At 38.5% G+C, this 18,783-nt stretch carries 16 protein-coding genes; 3 read left to right on the top strand and 13 right to left on the bottom strand.

The features are described 5' to 3' along the window. Nucleotides 1-18: 18 nt before the first annotated feature. Nucleotides 19-1,191 carry an acetyl-CoA C-acetyltransferase gene (locus tag B1B04_RS10725; RefSeq protein ID WP_079561460.1) on the bottom strand — a complete coding sequence of 391 codons (1,173 nt, stop codon included), beginning with the start codon at nucleotides 1,189-1,191 and terminating at the stop codon, nucleotides 19-21. A gap of 53 nt (nucleotides 1,192-1,244) precedes the next feature. After that, nucleotides 1,245-3,629 carry a 3-hydroxyacyl-CoA dehydrogenase/enoyl-CoA hydratase family protein gene (locus tag B1B04_RS10720; protein WP_079561459.1) on the bottom strand — a complete coding sequence of 795 codons (2,385 nt, stop codon included), beginning with the start codon at nucleotides 3,627-3,629 and terminating at the stop codon, nucleotides 1,245-1,247. Nucleotides 3,630-4,038: 409 nt separating this feature from the next. On the opposite strand from B1B04_RS10720, the gene B1B04_RS10715 reads away from it, so the two are divergent. Together B1B04_RS10715 and B1B04_RS10710 are read left to right on the top strand one after the other, a co-directional pair. Further along, the gene (locus B1B04_RS10715; protein WP_079561458.1) at nucleotides 4,039-4,356 is read left to right on the top strand and encodes a thioredoxin family protein; all 318 of its coding nucleotides are present in this window, start codon (nucleotides 4,039-4,041) and stop codon (nucleotides 4,354-4,356) included. 59 nt (nucleotides 4,357-4,415) lie between these two features. Further along, entirely contained in the window at nucleotides 4,416-4,919 is a 504-nt protein-coding gene (locus B1B04_RS10710; protein WP_079561457.1) for a C39 family peptidase, read from the top strand. A gap of 45 nt (nucleotides 4,920-4,964) precedes the next feature. Here B1B04_RS10710 and spoIIP read toward each other — a convergent pair whose 3' ends face one another. The 10 genes from spoIIP to B1B04_RS10660 all read right to left on the bottom strand — a co-directional run bounded on the left by spoIIP (nucleotide 4,965) and on the right by B1B04_RS10660 (nucleotide 15,615). Further along, nucleotides 4,965-5,867, bottom strand: a complete 903-nt coding sequence (gene spoIIP, locus B1B04_RS10705) for a stage II sporulation protein P (RefSeq protein WP_079561456.1) — start codon at nucleotides 5,865-5,867, stop codon at nucleotides 4,965-4,967. Beyond that, on the bottom strand, nucleotides 5,857-6,396 hold the full coding sequence (locus tag B1B04_RS10700) for an RNA polymerase sigma factor (RefSeq protein ID WP_079561455.1): 540 nt from the start codon (nucleotides 6,394-6,396) through the stop codon (nucleotides 5,857-5,859). Before B1B04_RS10700 ends, spoIIP begins: the two co-directional genes overlap by 11 nt. A 625-nt stretch (nucleotides 6,397-7,021) precedes the next feature. Beyond that, a complete protein-coding gene (locus B1B04_RS10695; protein ID WP_079561454.1) occupies nucleotides 7,022-7,909 on the bottom strand; it encodes a 5'-3' exonuclease in 888 nt (295 codons plus the stop codon). Nucleotides 7,910-8,365: 456 nt separating this feature from the next. Continuing rightward, on the bottom strand, nucleotides 8,366-9,355 hold the full coding sequence (locus B1B04_RS10690) for an agmatinase family protein (protein ID WP_079561453.1): 990 nt from the start codon (nucleotides 9,353-9,355) through the stop codon (nucleotides 8,366-8,368). Between the two features lie 401 nt (nucleotides 9,356-9,756). After that, nucleotides 9,757-10,782: a polysaccharide deacetylase family protein gene (locus tag B1B04_RS10685; protein WP_240518271.1), complete on the bottom strand. Its 1,026-nt coding sequence runs from the start codon at nucleotides 10,780-10,782 to the stop codon at nucleotides 9,757-9,759. Then, nucleotides 10,770-11,516 carry a hypothetical protein gene (locus B1B04_RS10680; RefSeq protein ID WP_240518270.1) on the bottom strand — a complete coding sequence of 249 codons (747 nt, stop codon included), beginning with the start codon at nucleotides 11,514-11,516 and terminating at the stop codon, nucleotides 10,770-10,772. The genes B1B04_RS10685 and B1B04_RS10680 overlap by 13 nt, the downstream gene beginning before the upstream one ends. Then, the gene (locus tag B1B04_RS10675; RefSeq protein WP_240518269.1) at nucleotides 11,497-13,179 is read right to left on the bottom strand and encodes a GNAT family N-acetyltransferase; all 1,683 of its coding nucleotides are present in this window, start codon (nucleotides 13,177-13,179) and stop codon (nucleotides 11,497-11,499) included. Before B1B04_RS10675 ends, B1B04_RS10680 begins: the two co-directional genes overlap by 20 nt. Beyond that, nucleotides 13,172-14,266, bottom strand: coding sequence for a glycosyltransferase family 4 protein (locus B1B04_RS10670; protein ID WP_079561451.1), 1,095 nt, complete (start codon nucleotides 14,264-14,266; stop codon nucleotides 13,172-13,174). The genes B1B04_RS10675 and B1B04_RS10670 overlap by 8 nt, the downstream gene beginning before the upstream one ends. Nucleotides 14,267-14,313: 47 nt before the next feature. Beyond that, a complete protein-coding gene (locus B1B04_RS10665) occupies nucleotides 14,314-14,949 on the bottom strand; it encodes a sugar transferase (protein ID WP_079561450.1) in 636 nt (211 codons plus the stop codon). A gap of 222 nt (nucleotides 14,950-15,171) precedes the next feature. Beyond that, nucleotides 15,172-15,615: an SACOL1771 family peroxiredoxin gene (locus B1B04_RS10660; protein ID WP_079561449.1), complete on the bottom strand. Its 444-nt coding sequence runs from the start codon at nucleotides 15,613-15,615 to the stop codon at nucleotides 15,172-15,174. A gap of 302 nt (nucleotides 15,616-15,917) precedes the next feature. Here B1B04_RS10660 and B1B04_RS10655 point away from each other — a divergent pair, with 302 nt between their 5' ends. After that, nucleotides 15,918-16,607 carry an NUMOD4 domain-containing protein gene (locus B1B04_RS10655; RefSeq protein WP_079561448.1) on the top strand — a complete coding sequence of 230 codons (690 nt, stop codon included), beginning with the start codon at nucleotides 15,918-15,920 and terminating at the stop codon, nucleotides 16,605-16,607. Between the two features lie 398 nt (nucleotides 16,608-17,005). Here the strand turns inward: B1B04_RS10655 and B1B04_RS10650 are convergent, their stop codons facing one another. Beyond that, the gene (locus B1B04_RS10650; RefSeq protein ID WP_240518268.1) at nucleotides 17,006-18,709 is read right to left on the bottom strand and encodes a GNAT family N-acetyltransferase; all 1,704 of its coding nucleotides are present in this window, start codon (nucleotides 18,707-18,709) and stop codon (nucleotides 17,006-17,008) included. Nucleotides 18,710-18,783 lie beyond the last annotated feature (74 nt).

Below are 18,783 nucleotides of genomic sequence, written 5' to 3'. Positions count from 1 at the left end.
AAGCTGATCTAGCAAAAATTATAGAAGTTCAAATACTCCCGCAGCACCCATACCGCCGCCGATACACATTGTTACGACACCATATTTCTTACCTTGACGCTTTAATTCATGAATGAGCTTTAATGTTAAAATAGCTCCCGTTGCACCAAGTGGGTGACCTAGGGCAATTGCTCCACCATTAACGTTTACTTTGTTTTGGTCAATGCCTAAATGACGGACGACTTGTAAGGATTGTGACGCAAATGCTTCGTTAATTTCCCATAAATCAATGTCATCTATTGATAAGCCTGCAATTTCAAGTGCTTTAGGTACTGCCACGATTGGTCCAATACCCATCACCTCAGGAGGTACGCCACCAACTGCAAAGCCTAAAAACTTCGCCATCGGAGTAAGACCTTGTTTTTCTGCTTCCTCGCGATCCATCACTAGTACCGCTGCTGCACCATCCGAAGTTTGAGAAGCATTACCAGCTGTAACACTACCTTTAACATGGAAGGCCGGACGAAGCTTCGCTAAACCTTCTACAGATGTACCTGGACGTACACCTTCATCCATGCTAAACGTGAATTTTTTCACCTGTAGTTTGTTGTTGTCATCTACATAATGTTGCTCCACTTCGATTGGTACGATTTCATCATTGAACTTACCTTCTTTAATCGCTTTTTCCGCAAGCTCGTGTGAACGAACAGCAAATGCATCCTGATCTTCTCTACTAACATTGTATTGACGTGCCACTTCCTCAGCTGTATGCCCCATCCCCATATAATATTGTGGAGCAGTTTCAGCTAATGTTGGATTTAAGCGAGGTGTATTACCTACCATTGGCACCATACTCATAGACTCGACGCCACCAGCAAGAATTGCCTTAGAATGTCCTAGCATAATACGCTCTGCTGCAAAAGCAATTGCTTGTAAACCTGACGAACAAAATCTATTAATTGTTAGTGCTGGCGTTGTATCTGGTAATCCAGCAAGCGCTCCAATACTACGTGCTACGTTCATGCCCTGCTCAGCTTCCGGCATTGCACATCCTAAAATTAAATCGTCAATCGGACCTTCATAGCCCGCTCTTTTTAATGTTTCTTTGACAACAACCGCTCCAAAATCATCTGGTCTAACTGTTGATAAAGAACCCTTCTTCGCTTTTCCAATCGGAGTTCGTGCTCCTGCTACAATAACGGCTTCACGCATCGTATTAATCCCCCTTTGTTTCATGTGCAAGTATAGTGAATTCAGTCTTAAAGTTAGTTACGCAATGGTTTTCCCTTTAAAAGCATGTGCTGCATTCTTTGTTGAGATAACGGATCTGCCACTAAGCTTAGGAACGCCTCACGCTCAAGGTTTAATAGGTATTGTTCATCTACTAATGTGCCATATGGAACTTTACCACCAGCAATGACATACGCTAATTTTTTAGCGATTTTTAAATCGTGTTCACTAATATAGCCTGATTCAAGCATCCCTTGCGCACCGATTAGTAGCGTACCGTATCCTGATGCGCCGACTACAGGAACTTTCGTAGGAACAGGTGGTAAATAACCTGCCTCATAAAGCGCTAGTGCAGCTTGTTTTGCATCATATAGTTGGTGATCTGGGTTAACAGAAATCCCATCAGCAAAGTTTAAGAAATTATTTTCACGTGCTTCCTCACCAGATGTCGAAACTTTTGCCATCGCAATCGATTCAAATACTTTATTAGCAATATGTTGATAGTCTACTTCCACGCCATTTGGTAACCCTTTAAGGAATTTTTGGTAAAGTGCTTTATTACCGCCTCCACCAGGGATTAATCCTACGCCAACTTCAACTAGGCCCATATACGTTTCCATTGTTGCTTGAATATGTGCAGCTGGTAAGCAAACCTCTGCTCCGCCACCTAGTGTCATAGCAAAAGGCGCTGCTACAACAGGCTTGCGAGAGTATTTAATCTTTTGCATCGCATCTTGGAATGCTTTAATAACGAAATCTAGTTCAAAAATATTATCATCCTGTGCTTCTACTAAAATCATTCCTAGATTTGCACCAACACAGAAGTTTTTCCCTTGGTTACCGATGACTAAGCCTTTATAGTTCGCTTCTACTTCATCGATTGCAAAGTTAATCATTTGGATAATATCTAAGCCAATTGCATTTGATTGGGAATGGAATTCAAGTAATGCAATTCCATCACCTATATCTATTAAACTAGCACCTGTATTTGATTTAATAACGCCGTGCTTTTTCTTATAGCGTTTTAAGTTAATTTCCTTTTCATTCACTGGCACTTTTACGTATTCAGAGCCATTATAATAGGCTAGGTCACCGTCCATGTCGGAATAGAAAGTTTCAAAGCCGCTTGCTAGCATATCTTTGACGAATGCCGGTACCTCACGACCTTCTTCCTCCATTTTAGCTACTGACTCTTTGACGCCGATTGCATCCCATATTTCAAATGGCCCTTGCTGCCAGCCGAAGCCCCATTTCATAGCATTATCAATGGCAACAATATCATCAGCAATTTCACCGTGTAACTGTGCAGAGTAAATGAGCGTCGGAGCGAAGATACCCCATAATAACTCTCCTGTACGATCCTTAGCATAAGTTAATGCTTTCACTTTATTTGCTAGTCCACGAGTTTGTTTTGCCATTTCAATAGAAGGAGTTTTTAACTTTTTAACTGGGCTATACTCTAAAGTGTTTGGATCAATTTCAAGTATTTCTTTGCCTTGCTTTAAGAAGAACCCTTGACCTGATTTTGCTCCGAGCCAGCCGTTTGTGACCATTTTCTGTAGGAAGTCTGGTACTGCAAATACTTGCTGCTCTTCACCAGTTGTTTGATCATAGACGTTTTTCGCTACATGAATAAATGTATCTAAACCAACAACATCCAACGTTCGGAAGGTTGCAGATTTTGGACGGCCGATTAATGGACCTGTTACAGAATCCACCTCGCCAACTGAATAGCTACCCTTCATCATTTCTTGTAAAGTAATTAGTAAACCGTACGTTCCGATACGATTGGCAATGAAGTTCGGTGTATCCTTAGCAAGTACGACACCTTTCCCAAGCACATCTTCGCCAAATGTTTTCATAAAGCTTACAACCTCTGGCGCTGTTGTGTTTGCTGGAATGACTTCAAGTAATTTTAAATAACGCGGCGGATTGAAGAAGTGAGTTCCTAAGAAATGCTTTTTAAAATCTTCTGAACGCCCTTCTGCCATTGCATCGATACTAATGCCCGATGTGTTTGAACTAATAATTGTGCCTGGCTTACGTACAGCATCAATTTTTTCATATAGGCTTTGTTTAATCGCTAAATTTTCAACGACAACTTCAATAACCCAATCTACATCTTTTAATTTCTCTAAATCGTCCTCAAAGTTTCCAACCGTTAGTAGTGATAAATTTTTCTTAGAAGTAAGTGGTGCTGGTTTTTGCTTTAATAACTTTTGCAGAGCTCCGTTAACGATACGATTTCTCACAGCAGGATGCTCTAAGGAAAGACCCTTCGCTTCTTCCTCTTTTGTTAGTTCCTTCGGCGCAATGTCTAATAATAATGTTGGAATACCGATGTTTGCTAAATGTGCTGCAATTCCAGAGCCCATTACCCCAGAACCTAGAACAGCTGCTTTTTTAATGTTGTAAGTCACAAGCAATTCCCCCTTATTCTCCCATTGAATGAATAGTCATTCATTTTTTGACCAAAAAAATATCAAAGTTTGCCTCGTGTATTTTTGTCCAGTATTTGAATTAGTTTAGCTCTATTCAAATTTAATCTGTGACGTACAACTAAGGCTTATCTTCGTTCAACTACCATTTTAGTTTTTGAGGTAAATTTTTCCGTCGAATGAAGATAAAACTACTTTTTCTGTTTTCAGTGTAGAATATTTTGTTTCATTTAGCAATCTTTTTTCTCCAATTATTTTTGCGATATACAACTTTTTTCGTTTTTTACGAGCGAAAACAAGACAATAAGCAGATAGCGATTATTCCAAACAGAAAACTTTCAGGATACGTTAAAAATGTGTAGAATGGAAAGCGAGGAGAGTGAAATAACAAATGAAAACAATTACAACTGCTGACCAATTTAATGAACTAATCTCTAGTGACCAAAAAGTGCTAGTAAAATTTTACGCTGGATGGTGCCCAGATTGCACACGCATGAATATGTTCATCGATCCAATTATCGAAGAGTACAACCAATTTGACTGGTATGAACTTAACCGTGATGAACTTCCAGAAATTGCGGACAAATATGATGTAATGGGTATTCCAAGCCTACTAATTTTCCAAAACGGTGAAAAATTAGCACACTTACATAGTGCTAATGCTAAAACACCTCAGCAAGTTACAGATTTCTTATCTGAACAAAAATAATTGAAAAACGGAGCTGCATTTCTTTTTGAAATGCGGCTCTTTTTAGAAAGGAGAATATGATGCGCCAGCAATTGTCGCTACTCGGAAGATCACAATATGATGCATCTATTTCACCAAACTATCGTAATTCCGCTTGTGGACCTACAACTGTACATGTAATTTTAAACTACTTGGAAGATCAAGCTCCTTCGGTAAATGATCTTTATAAACTTCTTGGTGGCACCAAAATTGGGTTATTTAAGTGGCGTCTAATTCGCAATCTTCGGCGGCTCCGGCCGACATGGGATATTCGTGATTGTACTTTAAAGGAGGCTATGCAGGAAATCGATGCAGGGAGACCTGTCGCCATACGCTTTGACCGCTATTTTAGCCTGAATTGGGGAGATAAAAAGGCTGCCTTCGCGTATCATTGGGTACCTCTGATTGGCTATGAAATACGAAATGATGAGCTGTTATTAATGTTCCATGATAATGGTGGTGCTAATCGTGAAAGTAAAATTCGAACGGCCCTTTTTAAAGATAATGAGAAAGTATTGAGCTTTGTCAAAATCACACCGAGCTAACTGACAGCGTGCCTACAATGTTAGACACGCTGTTTTTTCACTTATTTACTCTTCAAGAATAGCTTTTAGAACTTGTGCGAAAACATCCATTGTTCTATACGTTTCTTCCAGCGTATTTTCTATACTTCCAACTTCTAATAATACGGAATTATCGTGAAGATCTTGATTATAGGTGTTTTGGGGATTGACCCCTTTTTCTACTACACCTATTGATAGTCCCGGATATAATTTTTCTAGTTGTTCATGAAGCTGAGTTGCAAATTTTTTATTCGTTTCATAGTTCCCACTCGTTTTTGATACTTCCAATTTAATTCTTGCGTAATCTTTGCCTTTAATTTCAATTGTGGAGTCCCGTCTTTTTGTAGAATCTCGATGTATATCAAAAACCATGCGAATACTGTCATTTTCAGCTAAGACTTTTTGTAAATTTTCCCGTGACACTTTATATGAATCCGGAAAATGTAAACCTCTTTGTTTTAAGATTCCAGCTATATCAGTCTCATCATGAATTGATGGAACCTGCAATCCCTTCAATGCTCTACTTAACTCTTTACCTACCAATGTTACATTTTTAGTATCACTGTACGCCTGCTCTCTATACATCTGCTGTGCAGGAATCTCTGGAATATATGATTCTATATTATGTGAATGATAAATATAGACTACAGGTTCTTTTTCGTCCATTGCAGAAGACGATGAAGTCCCACCAACACTTTGGATTACCTCTGAAATTTTGCCATTTTCATTAAAGAAGAGTAACCATGAAAAAATAAATGCACAAACTAAAACACCACCTGTAATCACGGAGAATTTTGTTAAAATTCTTTTTTTACCCATGCTACGTGCTCGTTGTCTAAGCGTATTCTCAGTTGCAGAAACAAACTCCTTTCTAGGATGTTGAGGGTACATTTCTTTTAGCATATCAAAAAAGTCTTTTTCATTTTGCATTTGTCAATACCCCCTCTATTTCAATATTCAGTTTTCTTTCGAGCTCTTTTAGGGCTCTGTGATAATCAACTTTAACTTTCGATGCACTACATTGAAGAATTTCCGAAGTCTCGTTAATGGAAAATTCATTAATACCTCGAAGTATGACTACAGCTCTGTATTTTGGTTTTAATTTAGCAATAGCTTCATGAATAAATCGTTTTAATTCTGTTACCTCAAATTCCTCATCAGGCCTCTTTTCATTCGATGATAATTGATTAAAAAAACCGTCCTTAAATAGTGAGGAAAATCGTTTCTTTCTGTAGTGATCGATCGCCACATGTTTTGCGATTGAAAAAATCCATGTTTTTAACTGATAGTTTCCGTTAAAATTCGATAAACCTTTTAATACCCGAATGAATACTTCCTGGGTCAAATCCTCAGCATCATTTTGATTTCCTGTAAAACAAACAAGAAATCTATAAACGTCTAAGTAATACAAATTGTAGATTTCAACGATTCTTGATTCCAAGTTATTTGAATCAATCAATCTTTCCCCTCCTTTTACTTATTTGCTTATAATTCGTTTGAGGCTAGGAAAAGGTTACAAAAAATTATAGTTTCTTCACCATAACGTGTGGTTGATTTCCTCCGACTGGGCGCTTTGTTGCTGACGCTACGCTTTCGCACAGATAAAACATTTGTTGTTTGTCACGAAGGCGTTATCACAGGATGTGATGCTTTTAGCCTTCGTTCCTCTATATCGCTAATCCCCAAGTAGTCGCCCAGTCGTAACGAAGATCAACTTATACATGATATACGAATTAGCAAAATGTCATCCCCAACTTATGATGAAGAGCAATAAAAAAGCAGAGCATATTTCTATACTCTGCTTTGATGACCTTGATGTTTGTTAATCAATTATGCCTTGGCATAATTGCGTCCGGAATCGGCTTTGTGCTTAGGCCTGCACGATGCAGGTCAGTTAGCCGTTATCGCATGGATGCGATGATTTTAGGCTAACATCCTATGTGAACTCCTTTTCGATTTCCGTGACATCCGCCGGAGGCTTTGGGCCAACGTGATGTTGATCACTCAGTCGTTGCCACAGGACGTGGCGTTCTTAGACTGAGTTCCTTTATTTCAGCGGATGTTTGAACACCCGCTGAAATAAGTTAAATAAGTGAATACAACGAGCGCGCCTGCTTTGCGATTAATGTGTAGCCACGTTGTTCTATTTCTTTGAACATTTGCGGCTCGTAATTAGGTAATACTAAGCTTGCTAAATCTGCCTCGATTGGTACGTTTGTTTGAATTGTTGCAAGCTCATGTGACAAATTAAGCATATCTACATTCTCTTTAATTTTCGTACGTTGGCCAGGCTTTAATTCGTCAATCGATGTAAGAACATTTTCGATAGAACCATACGTTTGAATTAACGTAAGTGCCTGCTTTGGTCCAATTCCCTTTACGCCAGGATAACCGTCACTCGAATCTCCCATAAAAGCTTTGACCTGTGCAAATTGAATAGGTTCGATGCCATACTCCTCTTTAAAGCGTGAATCCGTATAAACGTCATACTCTGTGTAGCCTTTTTTCGTAAAAGCAATTTCCGTTGATGGTCTTAAAAGCTGCAGTAAATCCTTGTCTCCACTAATTACCGTAATGTCAGCCTCATCCTGAAATTTTGTAATCATTGAGCCAATTAAATCATCTGCCTCCATCCCTTTCACACCGAAGTTTTGCCAGCCGATTTGTTGAGATAAATTTTTCGCCATATCAAATTGCGGTAGCATTTCCTCTGGTGGTGATGGTCGATTAGCCTTATAGCCATCAAATAATTCATTGCGGAATGTATGTGCCCCCATATCCCAACAAACAGCTAGATGGGTCGGCTTCATAATAGATTGTGCCGTTAAAACATGACGTACAAATCCTTGAGCGCCATTCGAAGGTGTCCCATCCGCAAGGCGAATATAATGCCCCATCGCTGCAGACGCAAAAAATGAACGGAATAATAGCGCCATGCCATCAACAATTAGTAGTTTTGGTTTTGTTGTCATGATAAATAATCCTCTCTATAACAATACAATGATTGTATTCATCTATAATATTTCAGGTGTGTTGATTAACCATTTGCATCCACGCTCTTAATTAGAAAACCTGATTTCCGCTACGGGCTACTCGCTTTCCTGCGGGCGAGCGTCGAGCCGCTTCCTCCGCTTTTGTTGCTGTCGCTTCGCTTTCGCACAGGAAACATCCGCTCCGTGCAGGGTCTCGTCTGTCCCGCTTTTCCCGCGGGAGTCGAGTAGCCCTCCGCTACAATCAGTTAAAAAATGAGCATCATAAACAAAGTATCTACAAAAAAATTCTTTTGTCGATCAATAATAAACCTATAATTCCCTAATCAACAGGCCTGCCATAGTATATTAATATTAAGCATTGTTCTATTATAGCAAACTATCATCAAACTTCATTGTAAATATATACAAGCCATCATTCTACGTCTCATTTTCCAACTATCTAATTAGGGTGTTGCCTCTTTTAGAAATTCGATTGCGGTAATCCAGTCGAATACCTGTTAACCATTGTAAAAATGCTGTTACGCCCATCTTTACGGTTTCTGGGCGTAGGTCCCCCTCTTTTGGATCCGCATAAACAAAGTCAATATGGCGGACTCCTTCATTTTCTCCAATGAGCTTTAGAATATCGAATAATTCATAGGCCGTTAATCCACCTGGTGTTGCTGCAGGTACATCTGGGGCGAATGTAATATCGAGCACATCCAAATCGACAGATACATAAATGCGATCTACCTCATACATAAGCTGACGGAGCATTTCGCGAATGGTTAATTGAATGCCGTCACGACGCATTTGCTTTAACGTAATCATATGAATTCCTTGTTCTTTCGCATAGTGAATCATTTCTGGGGAATTAAAAAAGCCGTGTAGCCCGACATTATAAATATGTTTTCCCTCTACAATCCCTGCTGCAATAAGCTTCTGCATTGGAGAATCCATAGCTAAACCAATTTCCTCCTGATTCCGGGCATCCAAATGCGTATCAATTTGAATAATCCCTATGCGATCATTTGGAAAAGCATTCTTTATTCCTCTTAAGGAACAAGCTGTAATCGCATGATCTCCCCCTATAAGACAGGTGAAACTTTTAGAATATGCAGTACTTAAGCTTTCTGCAGCAGCTTCAAGAGCTGACTCTGAAAGCATTCTATCCGTCTCATGGATAGCCACATCGCCTACATCAACGACTGCCAACGAACGTAAATCTACTTGCTCATCTAAATTATAAGATTGAAAGCTTGGCCAAGCCTTTCGAAATGCTGTTGGATATAGTGCTTTTTCGGATGGTTTACTACTATACGATAATAAAGCTCCGTACAAAATAATATCTACATCACTTGGAACTGGATTTTCTTTTTGTTTAATCCATTGATGCATAGCTGAACCATTTTCTTGCTTATACTGCCATTCTGGTTGAATAAACATGTTTTCGACCCCTTCATACTATTTTTCTATATCTTAGCGTGGGGTTGATTTCAGTTCCGACAGGGCGCTTTCCTAGGGGCGTCGAGTCGGAACTGAAATCAACTTATCCACATGACATATGTTCTAACAAAATGTCATCCCCATCTTTTAGGTGATGAGCAAAATTAAAGTCAATTGCCCTGCATTAATTTATCGTCCCCTTAAAAATACCTAGAGAATTACCTTTAACATTAATAGTACCATTAGTACACACATTTTCGTCAAAGTTCAGGATTTTTCCTCTTAATTTTGAAAAATTCTCCTCACTCCATTTACCCTTAGAACATAAAAAAGAGCAAACTAGGCCATTTTCTAGTTTGCTCCTTCTTCTATACAGTGGGGGTTTTTCACCTCACTGATTATTAGTCTTCACCGATCGGGCTTTTACGGGATATAGATTGGCAAAGCTCTGCGACCTCGTGCATCGTATAGCTTTGAAAGTTATATTGATGACGTAATTCCTGATAGTACTGTAAAAGTTCCTCAAGCATTGCTAAATTTTTTTCTATGTTCTTGCCAAAATTATGAGGGTGCCACCATAAATGATAAAAAGCTTGAGACATTGCAGCTGCATGCATCCCCTCTTTTATACGTTTAATCTTGAAGCCTTCAAAAAACCGTAATGGGCTACAATAAGGTCTTAAAAATGCACTTGAACGAATGTTAATAAAGGGATCCTTTTGCATTTCTTCTAGTGTTACTAGATGATTTCCTGTTACATTCACATAGCTATCCAGCCATTTTTTCGCCCCTAATAGTCGACCTTTTTTTGTGAATTTTTGAGGGTCGTATAACGGATGTTTTTCATTTCCACGATAGCATATAAACCCTACTTCCTGACATGCTGGGAAATATGCTTCATTCACTTGATTTCGCGGAAAAACAATCGATTTCGCCGGTGCGGTATATTCTTCAGAAATCATTGCAGTTGCGTGTAAATCTGCACGAAAATCTGCTTCAGTTTGTCCACTTTCTAAACAGTAAAAATGTGAAAATGTATGACTTCCTATTTCTTGATGTGGTGTATGTTTAATTTTATCAATTAAGGATTTGCCGAAATGTAAGAGGTCATCCTGCTCATCTTCTCCTACTTTTGCAAATTGTGTATGTGCTGCATAATGCCTGTTTGTATATTTTACAGGGATCCCTCTTAAGTAGTGAGCCATTTCTGCTTTCGTTTCTGCAAACAATAGACCAACCGTGGCCCAAGTCGCATGAATGCCATATTGTTCAAACAACTCTAGTATTTTAGGCAGTGCCTCACGCACACCATATAAATTTTTATTGTATTGCCCGTACTTAAATACATCGTGGACACCCCAATTTAGCTCAAAATCCAATGATATAACAAGTCCTCCACGATTCACTTCAATTACTACTTCCTCCATTTTTGCACGCCCAATAACATTGCACGTATTTTTGATTGAGTAATGTAGCCAGAGTATACATCGACGACTTGTCCACCGAAGCCTTGCTTAAATGCACGAACATTTTGGTCATCCGTTAGCTTCCCCATATCATATAAGCTAAAGCCCTGTTCCTTTAAATGCAATAAATTGTGCCATAGTAAAAAACGATTTGCATAACGAACTGGTCTTTTTAAATGATCTGGCACCGATTGCGAATGACAAGTCGCTACATAATAGGACATTGCTTTTTTACCGTATACAATATCGAGTCTATAGCAAAGTGTTTGTCCACAAATACTTCGAATCTCAGACAACCATAACGCTCCTTTATCTTTTAAGAGCGTAATAGCTTCCATTTGAGACTTACTTATGAGCTCGAGTTTTTTCCTTTTCGCAAAATTATTATAAAACTGTTGAAAGGCTCGTAAATTTTCATCTGATGGTTCTTTATAAATAAAAACTTGATAGGACTCTTTTTGTGCACGACGAAGTATTTTTCGATTACTTTCGGAAAGAGCAAGATACAATGATAACTCACTATCTGTCAGGTGAATATGAACCGTTTCACTTTTAACAAGCTTACGGCTTGGTACAAGTGAATTTGTATAGCCAACGACCTTCATTGATTTTCTAACATTGGCTGGCTTTTCTACAAAATAAAAATGCTGCATTGCGATATTCCATCGCTTACTTTTAATGGACAGAATGAACATCGCCCCCACTCTCTGTGTATTTTTCTACATGATTTCGCTCATAACGAGCACATTTAAAATGTTTCATTCGAGAAATACGTTTATAGCCTAGCTGCAATAATCGTTTACGCTTTCGCCAGTGCCAAAAGCTTGCAGTAACCCAAAGTGTTTGTGCAGGTTTCATTTTTTGGAAAAAGGCTGTGATAATATCGATATTTTTATAAACATCATAGGTTAAAAAATATGTCTGCTTCGGCAATGCTTCAACAATTTGCAATTCATCTACACGCCAGTTCACCGCATGTAACGCAAACTCAGGCTTATTCGTTGCTGCAAAAGAATCTTTATAAATAGTGTATCCCTTATAAAATAAAGAAATAATCTCCTCATCATCGAGTTGCATCGCCTCCTGAATCGACAACTCCTCAAACAAATCACCTACAGGCCGATGTGGTATCACACTATTTGATGGGGATAATTCATATAAATCCACTTGCTTAAAACGAATAAATTTTTCTACGAATAGTTGTCCATATTCTAGCCAATCTTTCACTTTTCCATACTTTACTAAGTAACGTAATTGACCTAGAGTATTGCGTTTCCATTCAACAATACGGTGATTGCCTTTTAATAATTCCTTTAGTCGTTCCTTCAGCGTAAAACGACCCGCCAATAGCTTTGCTCGTTTCGTTCCACTACTTACGAGCATACGCCTTGTAAAATCAATATTTGAGCGCCAATCGAACTTATACGGCTCATAGCCAATACTCATATCAAACAAGCGATAGTCTTCAGAATAGATTTGCTTGATCGTTTCCTGATTCACTAATCTACCCGGCCCAAATATATTAAATGTCGGCTCATGCGCAAGTGCATAAGTGACATAACGTCCTCGACAGCAAACTCCATAGGTGAAGGCAATCCATTGGTCTTCAAAAACAAGTGCGTCTACCTTGGCTTGCAACGCTTCCCCTTGAAGAAGCGTTAACTGTTCGAAGAAATCCTTTTTCTTGCCTTTCGTAAAATCACTTGTGTCTATTTTTTTTGCCCATCGTCGATTAAATAATTTAAACATTTGCCAAAGCTCGTCCTGTGAAGGTATTTTCCTCGTTAATATGCCTAATTTCCGTAGCTTCCGTTCTCTTCTATCCACACCATGCATTTTTCTACGTTGATTGAAGTAAGTATGAAAATCTATATCGCGAAAGGCGAGATACGGTGTTACTACACGGAAAATACTCGGGCGTAACTGCCTTTCAACAAAATATTGCTCGATGACCTTTGTAGAGTCTTTACTTTCCAATAATCCATGAAACGAAAATAGTAGATGTTTATACTTTTCAATGAGTTGATCAAATACAAAGGTTGTAGCAGAAAACAACCATTCTTTTTCCGCTACAACACCGGAGTAATTTGCAATATTTTCTCCAGCAAAGGCATAAATTCGTACTCCCCATCGAAGTCGAACCGTAAAGGGGAAAAAGGCAATGATTGTACCATTTTCTTCAACAGCATAGAGTTCAATGCGCTCTCTACGCCCAACAATTTGCCACCAGTTATAAAACCAAGCAAATTCTATAAATGGATTATCATTGCCCTCCGCTTCTAAAATTCCATCCCAAATATCCTTGTACCACATAAGCTCATCATCTGTTCGAATGCGAATTAATTGCAAATTAATCACCTTTCTTAACGGACTCTGATACAGCTTGTTCGTAGACAAATAGAGTTTTCTGATACATTGGTAGAAACGTATAATCCCTTAAAAATCTACGTTCACTTGCGTCCCCCATTTTTTGACGACTGTTCTTATCCATCAACAGTTGTTTAAGCCTGTTCTTTAATAGGTCTTTATCATCTCGGTTAATTAAAAATCCATTCTCATTATCAGTAACTAACTCATTGACGCCACCTACATTCGTGGCAATAATCGGAAGCCCTGCTCGCATCGCTTCAATAATTGAGATCGGTAAGCCCTCCCAATCTGATAGCAAAATAAATAAATGACTTTCCTCAAGCAAAGAGGTGACATCTAATTGATTGCCCAAAAATGAGACACGATCCGTTAAACCTTTAGTAGCAATAAATTGTTCTAAATTAGGACGTAATGAGCCATCACCTATTAATTGAAGGCGCCAAGGTATATCAGAAAGCTCTGCTAAAGCCTCTAGCAATAAATCCTGTCTTTTTGGCACTTCAAAACGAGCAACCATCACAATTAATGGATGCTCCTGCTTCTCTCTATTAGGTGCTACTTGCTTCTCTATTTGGTCAATGCCATTATGAATCGTCAGCATTTTATGAGCAGGAGCAATTTTTTTCGTTAATGCTAACTTGCGGTCATATTCAGATACCGTAATAATTTTAGCTGTTAACGGCTGAACTGATTTTTCCATTCGACGATACACCATCTTTTTTTTATGTGGTACGCCTTCGGTAAAACTCCAGCTATGGGCTGTAAAAACAGTAGGAATATGTAAAAGCCTACCTACTACACGTCCAATTGCTCCTGCCTTTGATGAATGGGCTGCAATAATATCTGGTTTTATTTTTTTAAATGCGGTTCTTAATTGCCAAAAGGTTTGTAAATCCTTTTTTAAGTGAATCTCCCGCTGCATCGCCGGAATACTAATAACATCAATTTTTTCTTCTTGAAAACGCCACAATGATGGATCATAATGGCCCGTTACAATTGTTACCTCGTGAGCATCTTGCTTCAATTTTATGGCAAGAGCCTCCACATGCTTTTGCGCTCCGCCAATCTTATCCATCCGTGTAATAAGCTGAACGATTTTCAGTACCTAACACTCCTTAATATTTAATAAGCACCTGTTCTCGCTAAAACTACGAAAAGTGTTTTGATGATAATTTTTATATCCATCCAAAATGAATATTTAACAACGTATTCTAGGTCATATGAAATTTTTTGTCCGTGAGAAATATTAGAGCGGCCGTTAATTTGAGCAAGCCCTGTTAAACCAGGCTTCACTTCTAAACGTCGTGCCTGTAAAGTGTTATAAGCATTTGTAAAGGTTGGAACTTCTGGCCGTGGTCCAACAATACTCATATCCCCTTTTAAGACATTAATGAGCTGAGGAATTTCATCAATACTTAACTTCCGAAGAACAGCCCCAACCCTTGTAATGCGTGCATCCTGTTCGGTTTTAAAATAAAAATCATCTGGAATTCCGTCAGCACACAATCTTGGCATTTTTACCGGAACTGCCTGTATGGTCATTGTCCGCAGCTTCCAAATAATAAAGCGCTGATGTTCCTGTCCAGTACGGATTTGTTTAAAAAAAACAGGGCGACCTGTACTAATGAGTAGAATGAGGAAAACTACTAACATAAGAGGAATGGTTATGAAAAGTAATAGGAGTGCCCCCACAATATCAAAAATTCTTTTTCCGATTTTACTATAAAATGTTTTAGTCTGAGCTAACTGCCCGTGCAATACATCATCCTTTGCATTTTTTTAGCACTTAACTTTATATATTCATTTGGGACATTTATAGAACTACTTTTGATAAAGCATTTTCATAATAAAATGGTAAAAAGGGGTTCATCACCATGACATGGGTTGATTTCCGTTCCTAACTTTTGTGGATGCCTCAAAAAAGGAGTTTTTTCAAAACTAGTTTGAAAAACTCCTGCCATAAATGGATATGTTCAAATGTTACCCTTGTATAATTTGTACATCACATGCAATGTGAACATTGCCTTTTAATGCCTTACTAATCATACATGTTTGTTCAGCCTTCTCCGCTAATCGATTAATTCTCTTTTGTTCTCGCTCCGTTAAATTTTGTACAACAATTTTCGGCTTATGGACGATTCGCTCATAAGTAAAAACACCATTCGTGACATCTACATAACCTTCAGCTTGCATAGTCAAATCCAACAGAGCAACCTTCGCATTTTCAAGTAATGCAGCAAGTGTAATTAAATAGCACGTCGCTGCCGCTCCGAGCAGCATTTCATCAGGATTTGTCCCAACACCTGGTCCATTCATTTCTCGAGGAATAGAAATTTTCGTATGAAGATTGTCCGCAACAATCGTACCAGTCCCATTTCTCCCCTCCGACCATTTTAAATTCATATTAAATAAATGTTGAACCATAATAAAATCCTCCTTTTGGTTATGTGGGTATGATTAGAGCGCTTACCCGAGCAGTTCCACACGCTCGGAACAGTTTTCTTGATTACCCGACAATTCTATTACCTACCGAAACAGTTTGCAAGGTTACCCCAAGCGACTCATCGAAAGCGCCCAGCCTGAACGGAAATCACCCCCACACTATGTCGATAAACGTTTTTCTTAGAATTATTAAGCACCATAATAAAACAGCAAATATTTAAGAAAAACAGAGAAGCTGATTTTATGGTAGAATAGAAAAAACGATTCTTTAGGAGATTTAAAAAATGATTTTAACAAAGCAACAAGCAATACAAGCACTTAAAAAGAACAAATTTATCGGTTTTACTACTAAAACAGGAAATATTATTATGAAAAAAATGAATAAAACCGATTATAATATTTTCGTATTTGAAGAAGGTAAAGATAAACCAGTGCGTTATGTAGGCTCTATTATGAACATAATGGCTACAATGAGCGACAAAGCTTCTAACAAGGATTTTGTCATTATGGAACAGCTTGCACCTCAAAATAACGAAGAGGCTACGACTGTGGAGACAGAGGAAGTTAAAGAAGTAGCTACGTCTGTAGAAAAAGAAGAAGTTAAAGAAGCTACTAAGCCTGTAGAAAAAAACGAAGTCAAAGAAGCACAAAAAGAAAAGAAAGAAAAAGTAGAAAAAACAGCTGAGATTATTGAAGAAAAACGTGCCATTTCAGGTTACGAAGGCTTATATGAAGTTACAGCGAGCGGTCGAATCATTAATGTGCGTGTAAATCGTCCATTAGCTCGATGCAACGATGAATATGGTTTCCATATTGTTCGACTAACAAAAGAAGGTACTGCTTCAAGTCACAATGTGTTTGAACTTTGGAAACAAGCATTCCCTGAACTTGAGCAAACTAATTTTAAAGGTGCTCTAAAAGCGAAGTATGGTACAGGCTGCAAGCTTTCTGATAAACCAGGTATACACTTTTAATCATAAAAAATCCCTAGCGTCGTTGCATTGACGCTAGGGATTTTTTTATCAATTATGCCTCGGCATAATTGTGTCTGGAATCGGCTTTGTGCTTTGGCCTGCACGAAGGCCGACACGATGTCGGTCATTTCGGTAATGCCACAGGACGTGGCGTTTTTACCGATGCAGGTCAGTTAGCCGTTATCGCATGGATGCGATGTTTTTAGGCTAGCATCCCCTAAGAACTCCTTTCCGATTCCGTGACATCCGCCGGAGGCTTTAGGCCAACGAGATGTTGGTCACTCAGTCATTGCCACAGGACGTGGCGTTCTTTGACTGAGTTCCTCTATTTCAGCCGGTGTTTGGACACCTGTATCTGTAACTACGCATTCGGTACAAAAGACATTTGCTGAAAGAAGTTAGATTAATAAAGGTAATAGTGCTAATTGCCATAGATGGTCAATATTTTGCCCTTGTGATTGAAGATATTTTAACCAATTGTTTTCTTGGCGGTATATCTTTTTCTTTTTAAATAATTGAATTATTTTTATCCTCTCTATCCTTTGAAAACCTAATTGCGCTAGCTCTCTACGTCTTTTTCTTTCATACCAATAAACGGATGTACAGACGGCTATTCCTTCCTTCTGCACATAGGCAACAACATCGGACAGCTGTTGATTTTTTTCTTTAATGTAGGAAACATTTGATGGAAGCTTGAGTGTAAATCCTATCGCTTCTTCACGAAATAGTTGATCATGTCTTACATAAGCTATTTCATCCGCGCTATTTCTAAAGATCCGATAGCCTTTATGATAGTTTGAGACGTAATTAGCACGACCCTCCCATGCCATCACATCCTGAATAAACACTTCATTAAAATTGGATGTAGTTTTACATTGTCCATTGTTAGCAACATAAATATCAAACATATGAACAGCTATCATGCGATTAATTCCCTTTTTGAAACAATGGAACCAATCCTTTAGTCGGGCATTTTTTAAAAAATAGCACAGCTCCCCTAATCGATTTCGCTTCAATTTCACGAGCTGGTGATTATTCTTTAATTGACCTTTCAATCTGTCTCGTAAGACCATCATGAATCGTAAAATACGCTCTCTTTTGCCGTTTGTACTCATTACAAATTTTCTTGAAAAATCAACATCTGTATACCACTCAAACTTGTAGGGCTCATAACCACTGCCTAAATCATAAAAACGATAGTTTTTGGCGTGTGCTTTGAGCATATTTTCTCTCTCGATTATACGACCAGGTCCGAACATATTAAAATCAGGTTCATGTCCCATAGCTTGGCAAAAATTTCGATCTCTACAGCAAATATCGATAGTAAAGCCAATCCAATATCCTCCAAACTGGAGACTATCGATTTCTACTCGGAACGCGTTACTTTTCTCCTTTGCCAATCGCTCAAAAAAGAGTCGTGTTTTAGCTTCTGTAAACCCACTCGTATCGAGTTTCTTCCGCCATCTTCTCGCAAACAAATCAAACATGCCAGCTAGGCCTTCAGGATGTACCTCTTGAAAAGATACTTGACCAAGCACCTTTAACTTTTTTTCACGACGTTGAATCGATTTAAAATTTTTTCTATGCTTATGAAGAAAGTCCTCAAGCTTTATAGATTGAAAATCAATATAAGACGTGACCGTACGAAAAATAGAATGAGGGATCTGATGCTCTATTGCATATATTTCTAATAGTTGAGATGTTTGTTCACTCTCTAACAAGCCATTTAACGCTATAATAAACCGACCATCTTTCTGAGAAAGCTCCTTTAGTAAGTATTTTATTGCAGGTTCCTTCCATTGCTTCTCTGCAATGACGTCCATATAAGTCGCAAACCCTTGTCCTAAAAAAACATAATACTGTGTACCACCTAATCGTTGACAACGAACAAACGGGAAAAAGGCTATCGCCATACCTTTATGTTCGACTATGTAAATCTCTACGTTGTCATGAACACCTAACGTCGTCCACCATGTCGAAACCCATTCAAATTCAATGAATGGATTATTATTTTTTTCACGTTCAAGTATTTGTGACCAAGTACTTTTATAGATCTCTAACTCTTCTATCGTTGTTACGAGTCTATAAGATAGCACGTGCATAATCTCTCCCTTCTAAGTTTTTTACAGCTCATCTCCATAAAGCGGGGATCTCCATTCCTACGTAGTGTCGCTCA

Source organism: Lysinibacillus sp. KCTC 33748, from assembly GCF_002237755.1.
GTDB lineage: Bacteria > Bacillota > Bacilli > Bacillales_A > Planococcaceae > Lysinibacillus.
The sequence above is the reverse complement of the archived record's forward strand: the minus strand, read 5'-3'. Positions and strand labels throughout refer to the sequence as shown.

Bases quoted from the DNA above. Each gene is read 5' to 3' on its own strand.
- B1B04_RS10725 (WP_079561460.1), bottom strand. From the start codon at position 1,191: ATGCGTGAAGCCGTTATTGTAGCAGGAGCACGAACTCCGATTGGAAAA.
- B1B04_RS10715 (WP_079561458.1), top strand. From the start codon at position 4,039: ATGAAAACAATTACAACTGCTGACCAATTTAATGAACTAATCTCTAGT.
- B1B04_RS10710 (WP_079561457.1), top strand. From the start codon at position 4,416: ATGCGCCAGCAATTGTCGCTACTCGGAAGATCACAATATGATGCATCT.
- spoIIP (WP_079561456.1), bottom strand. From the start codon at position 5,867: ATGCAAAATGAAAAAGACTTTTTTGATATGCTAAAAGAAATGTACCCT.
- B1B04_RS10695 (WP_079561454.1), bottom strand. From the start codon at position 7,909: ATGACAACAAAACCAAAACTACTAATTGTTGATGGCATGGCGCTATTA.
- B1B04_RS10690 (WP_079561453.1), bottom strand. From the start codon at position 9,355: ATGTTTATTCAACCAGAATGGCAGTATAAGCAAGAAAATGGTTCAGCT.
- B1B04_RS10685 (WP_240518271.1), bottom strand. From the start codon at position 10,782: ATGGAGGAAGTAGTAATTGAAGTGAATCGTGGAGGACTTGTTATATCA.
- B1B04_RS10680 (WP_240518270.1), bottom strand. From the start codon at position 11,516: ATGTTCATTCTGTCCATTAAAAGTAAGCGATGGAATATCGCAATGCAG.
- B1B04_RS10670 (WP_079561451.1), bottom strand. From the start codon at position 14,266: ATGGATAAGATTGGCGGAGCGCAAAAGCATGTGGAGGCTCTTGCCATA.
- B1B04_RS10660 (WP_079561449.1), bottom strand. From the start codon at position 15,615: ATGGTTCAACATTTATTTAATATGAATTTAAAATGGTCGGAGGGGAGA.
- B1B04_RS10655 (WP_079561448.1), top strand. From the start codon at position 15,918: ATGATTTTAACAAAGCAACAAGCAATACAAGCACTTAAAAAGAACAAA.
- B1B04_RS10650 (WP_240518268.1), bottom strand. From the start codon at position 18,709: ATGCACGTGCTATCTTATAGACTCGTAACAACGATAGAAGAGTTAGAG.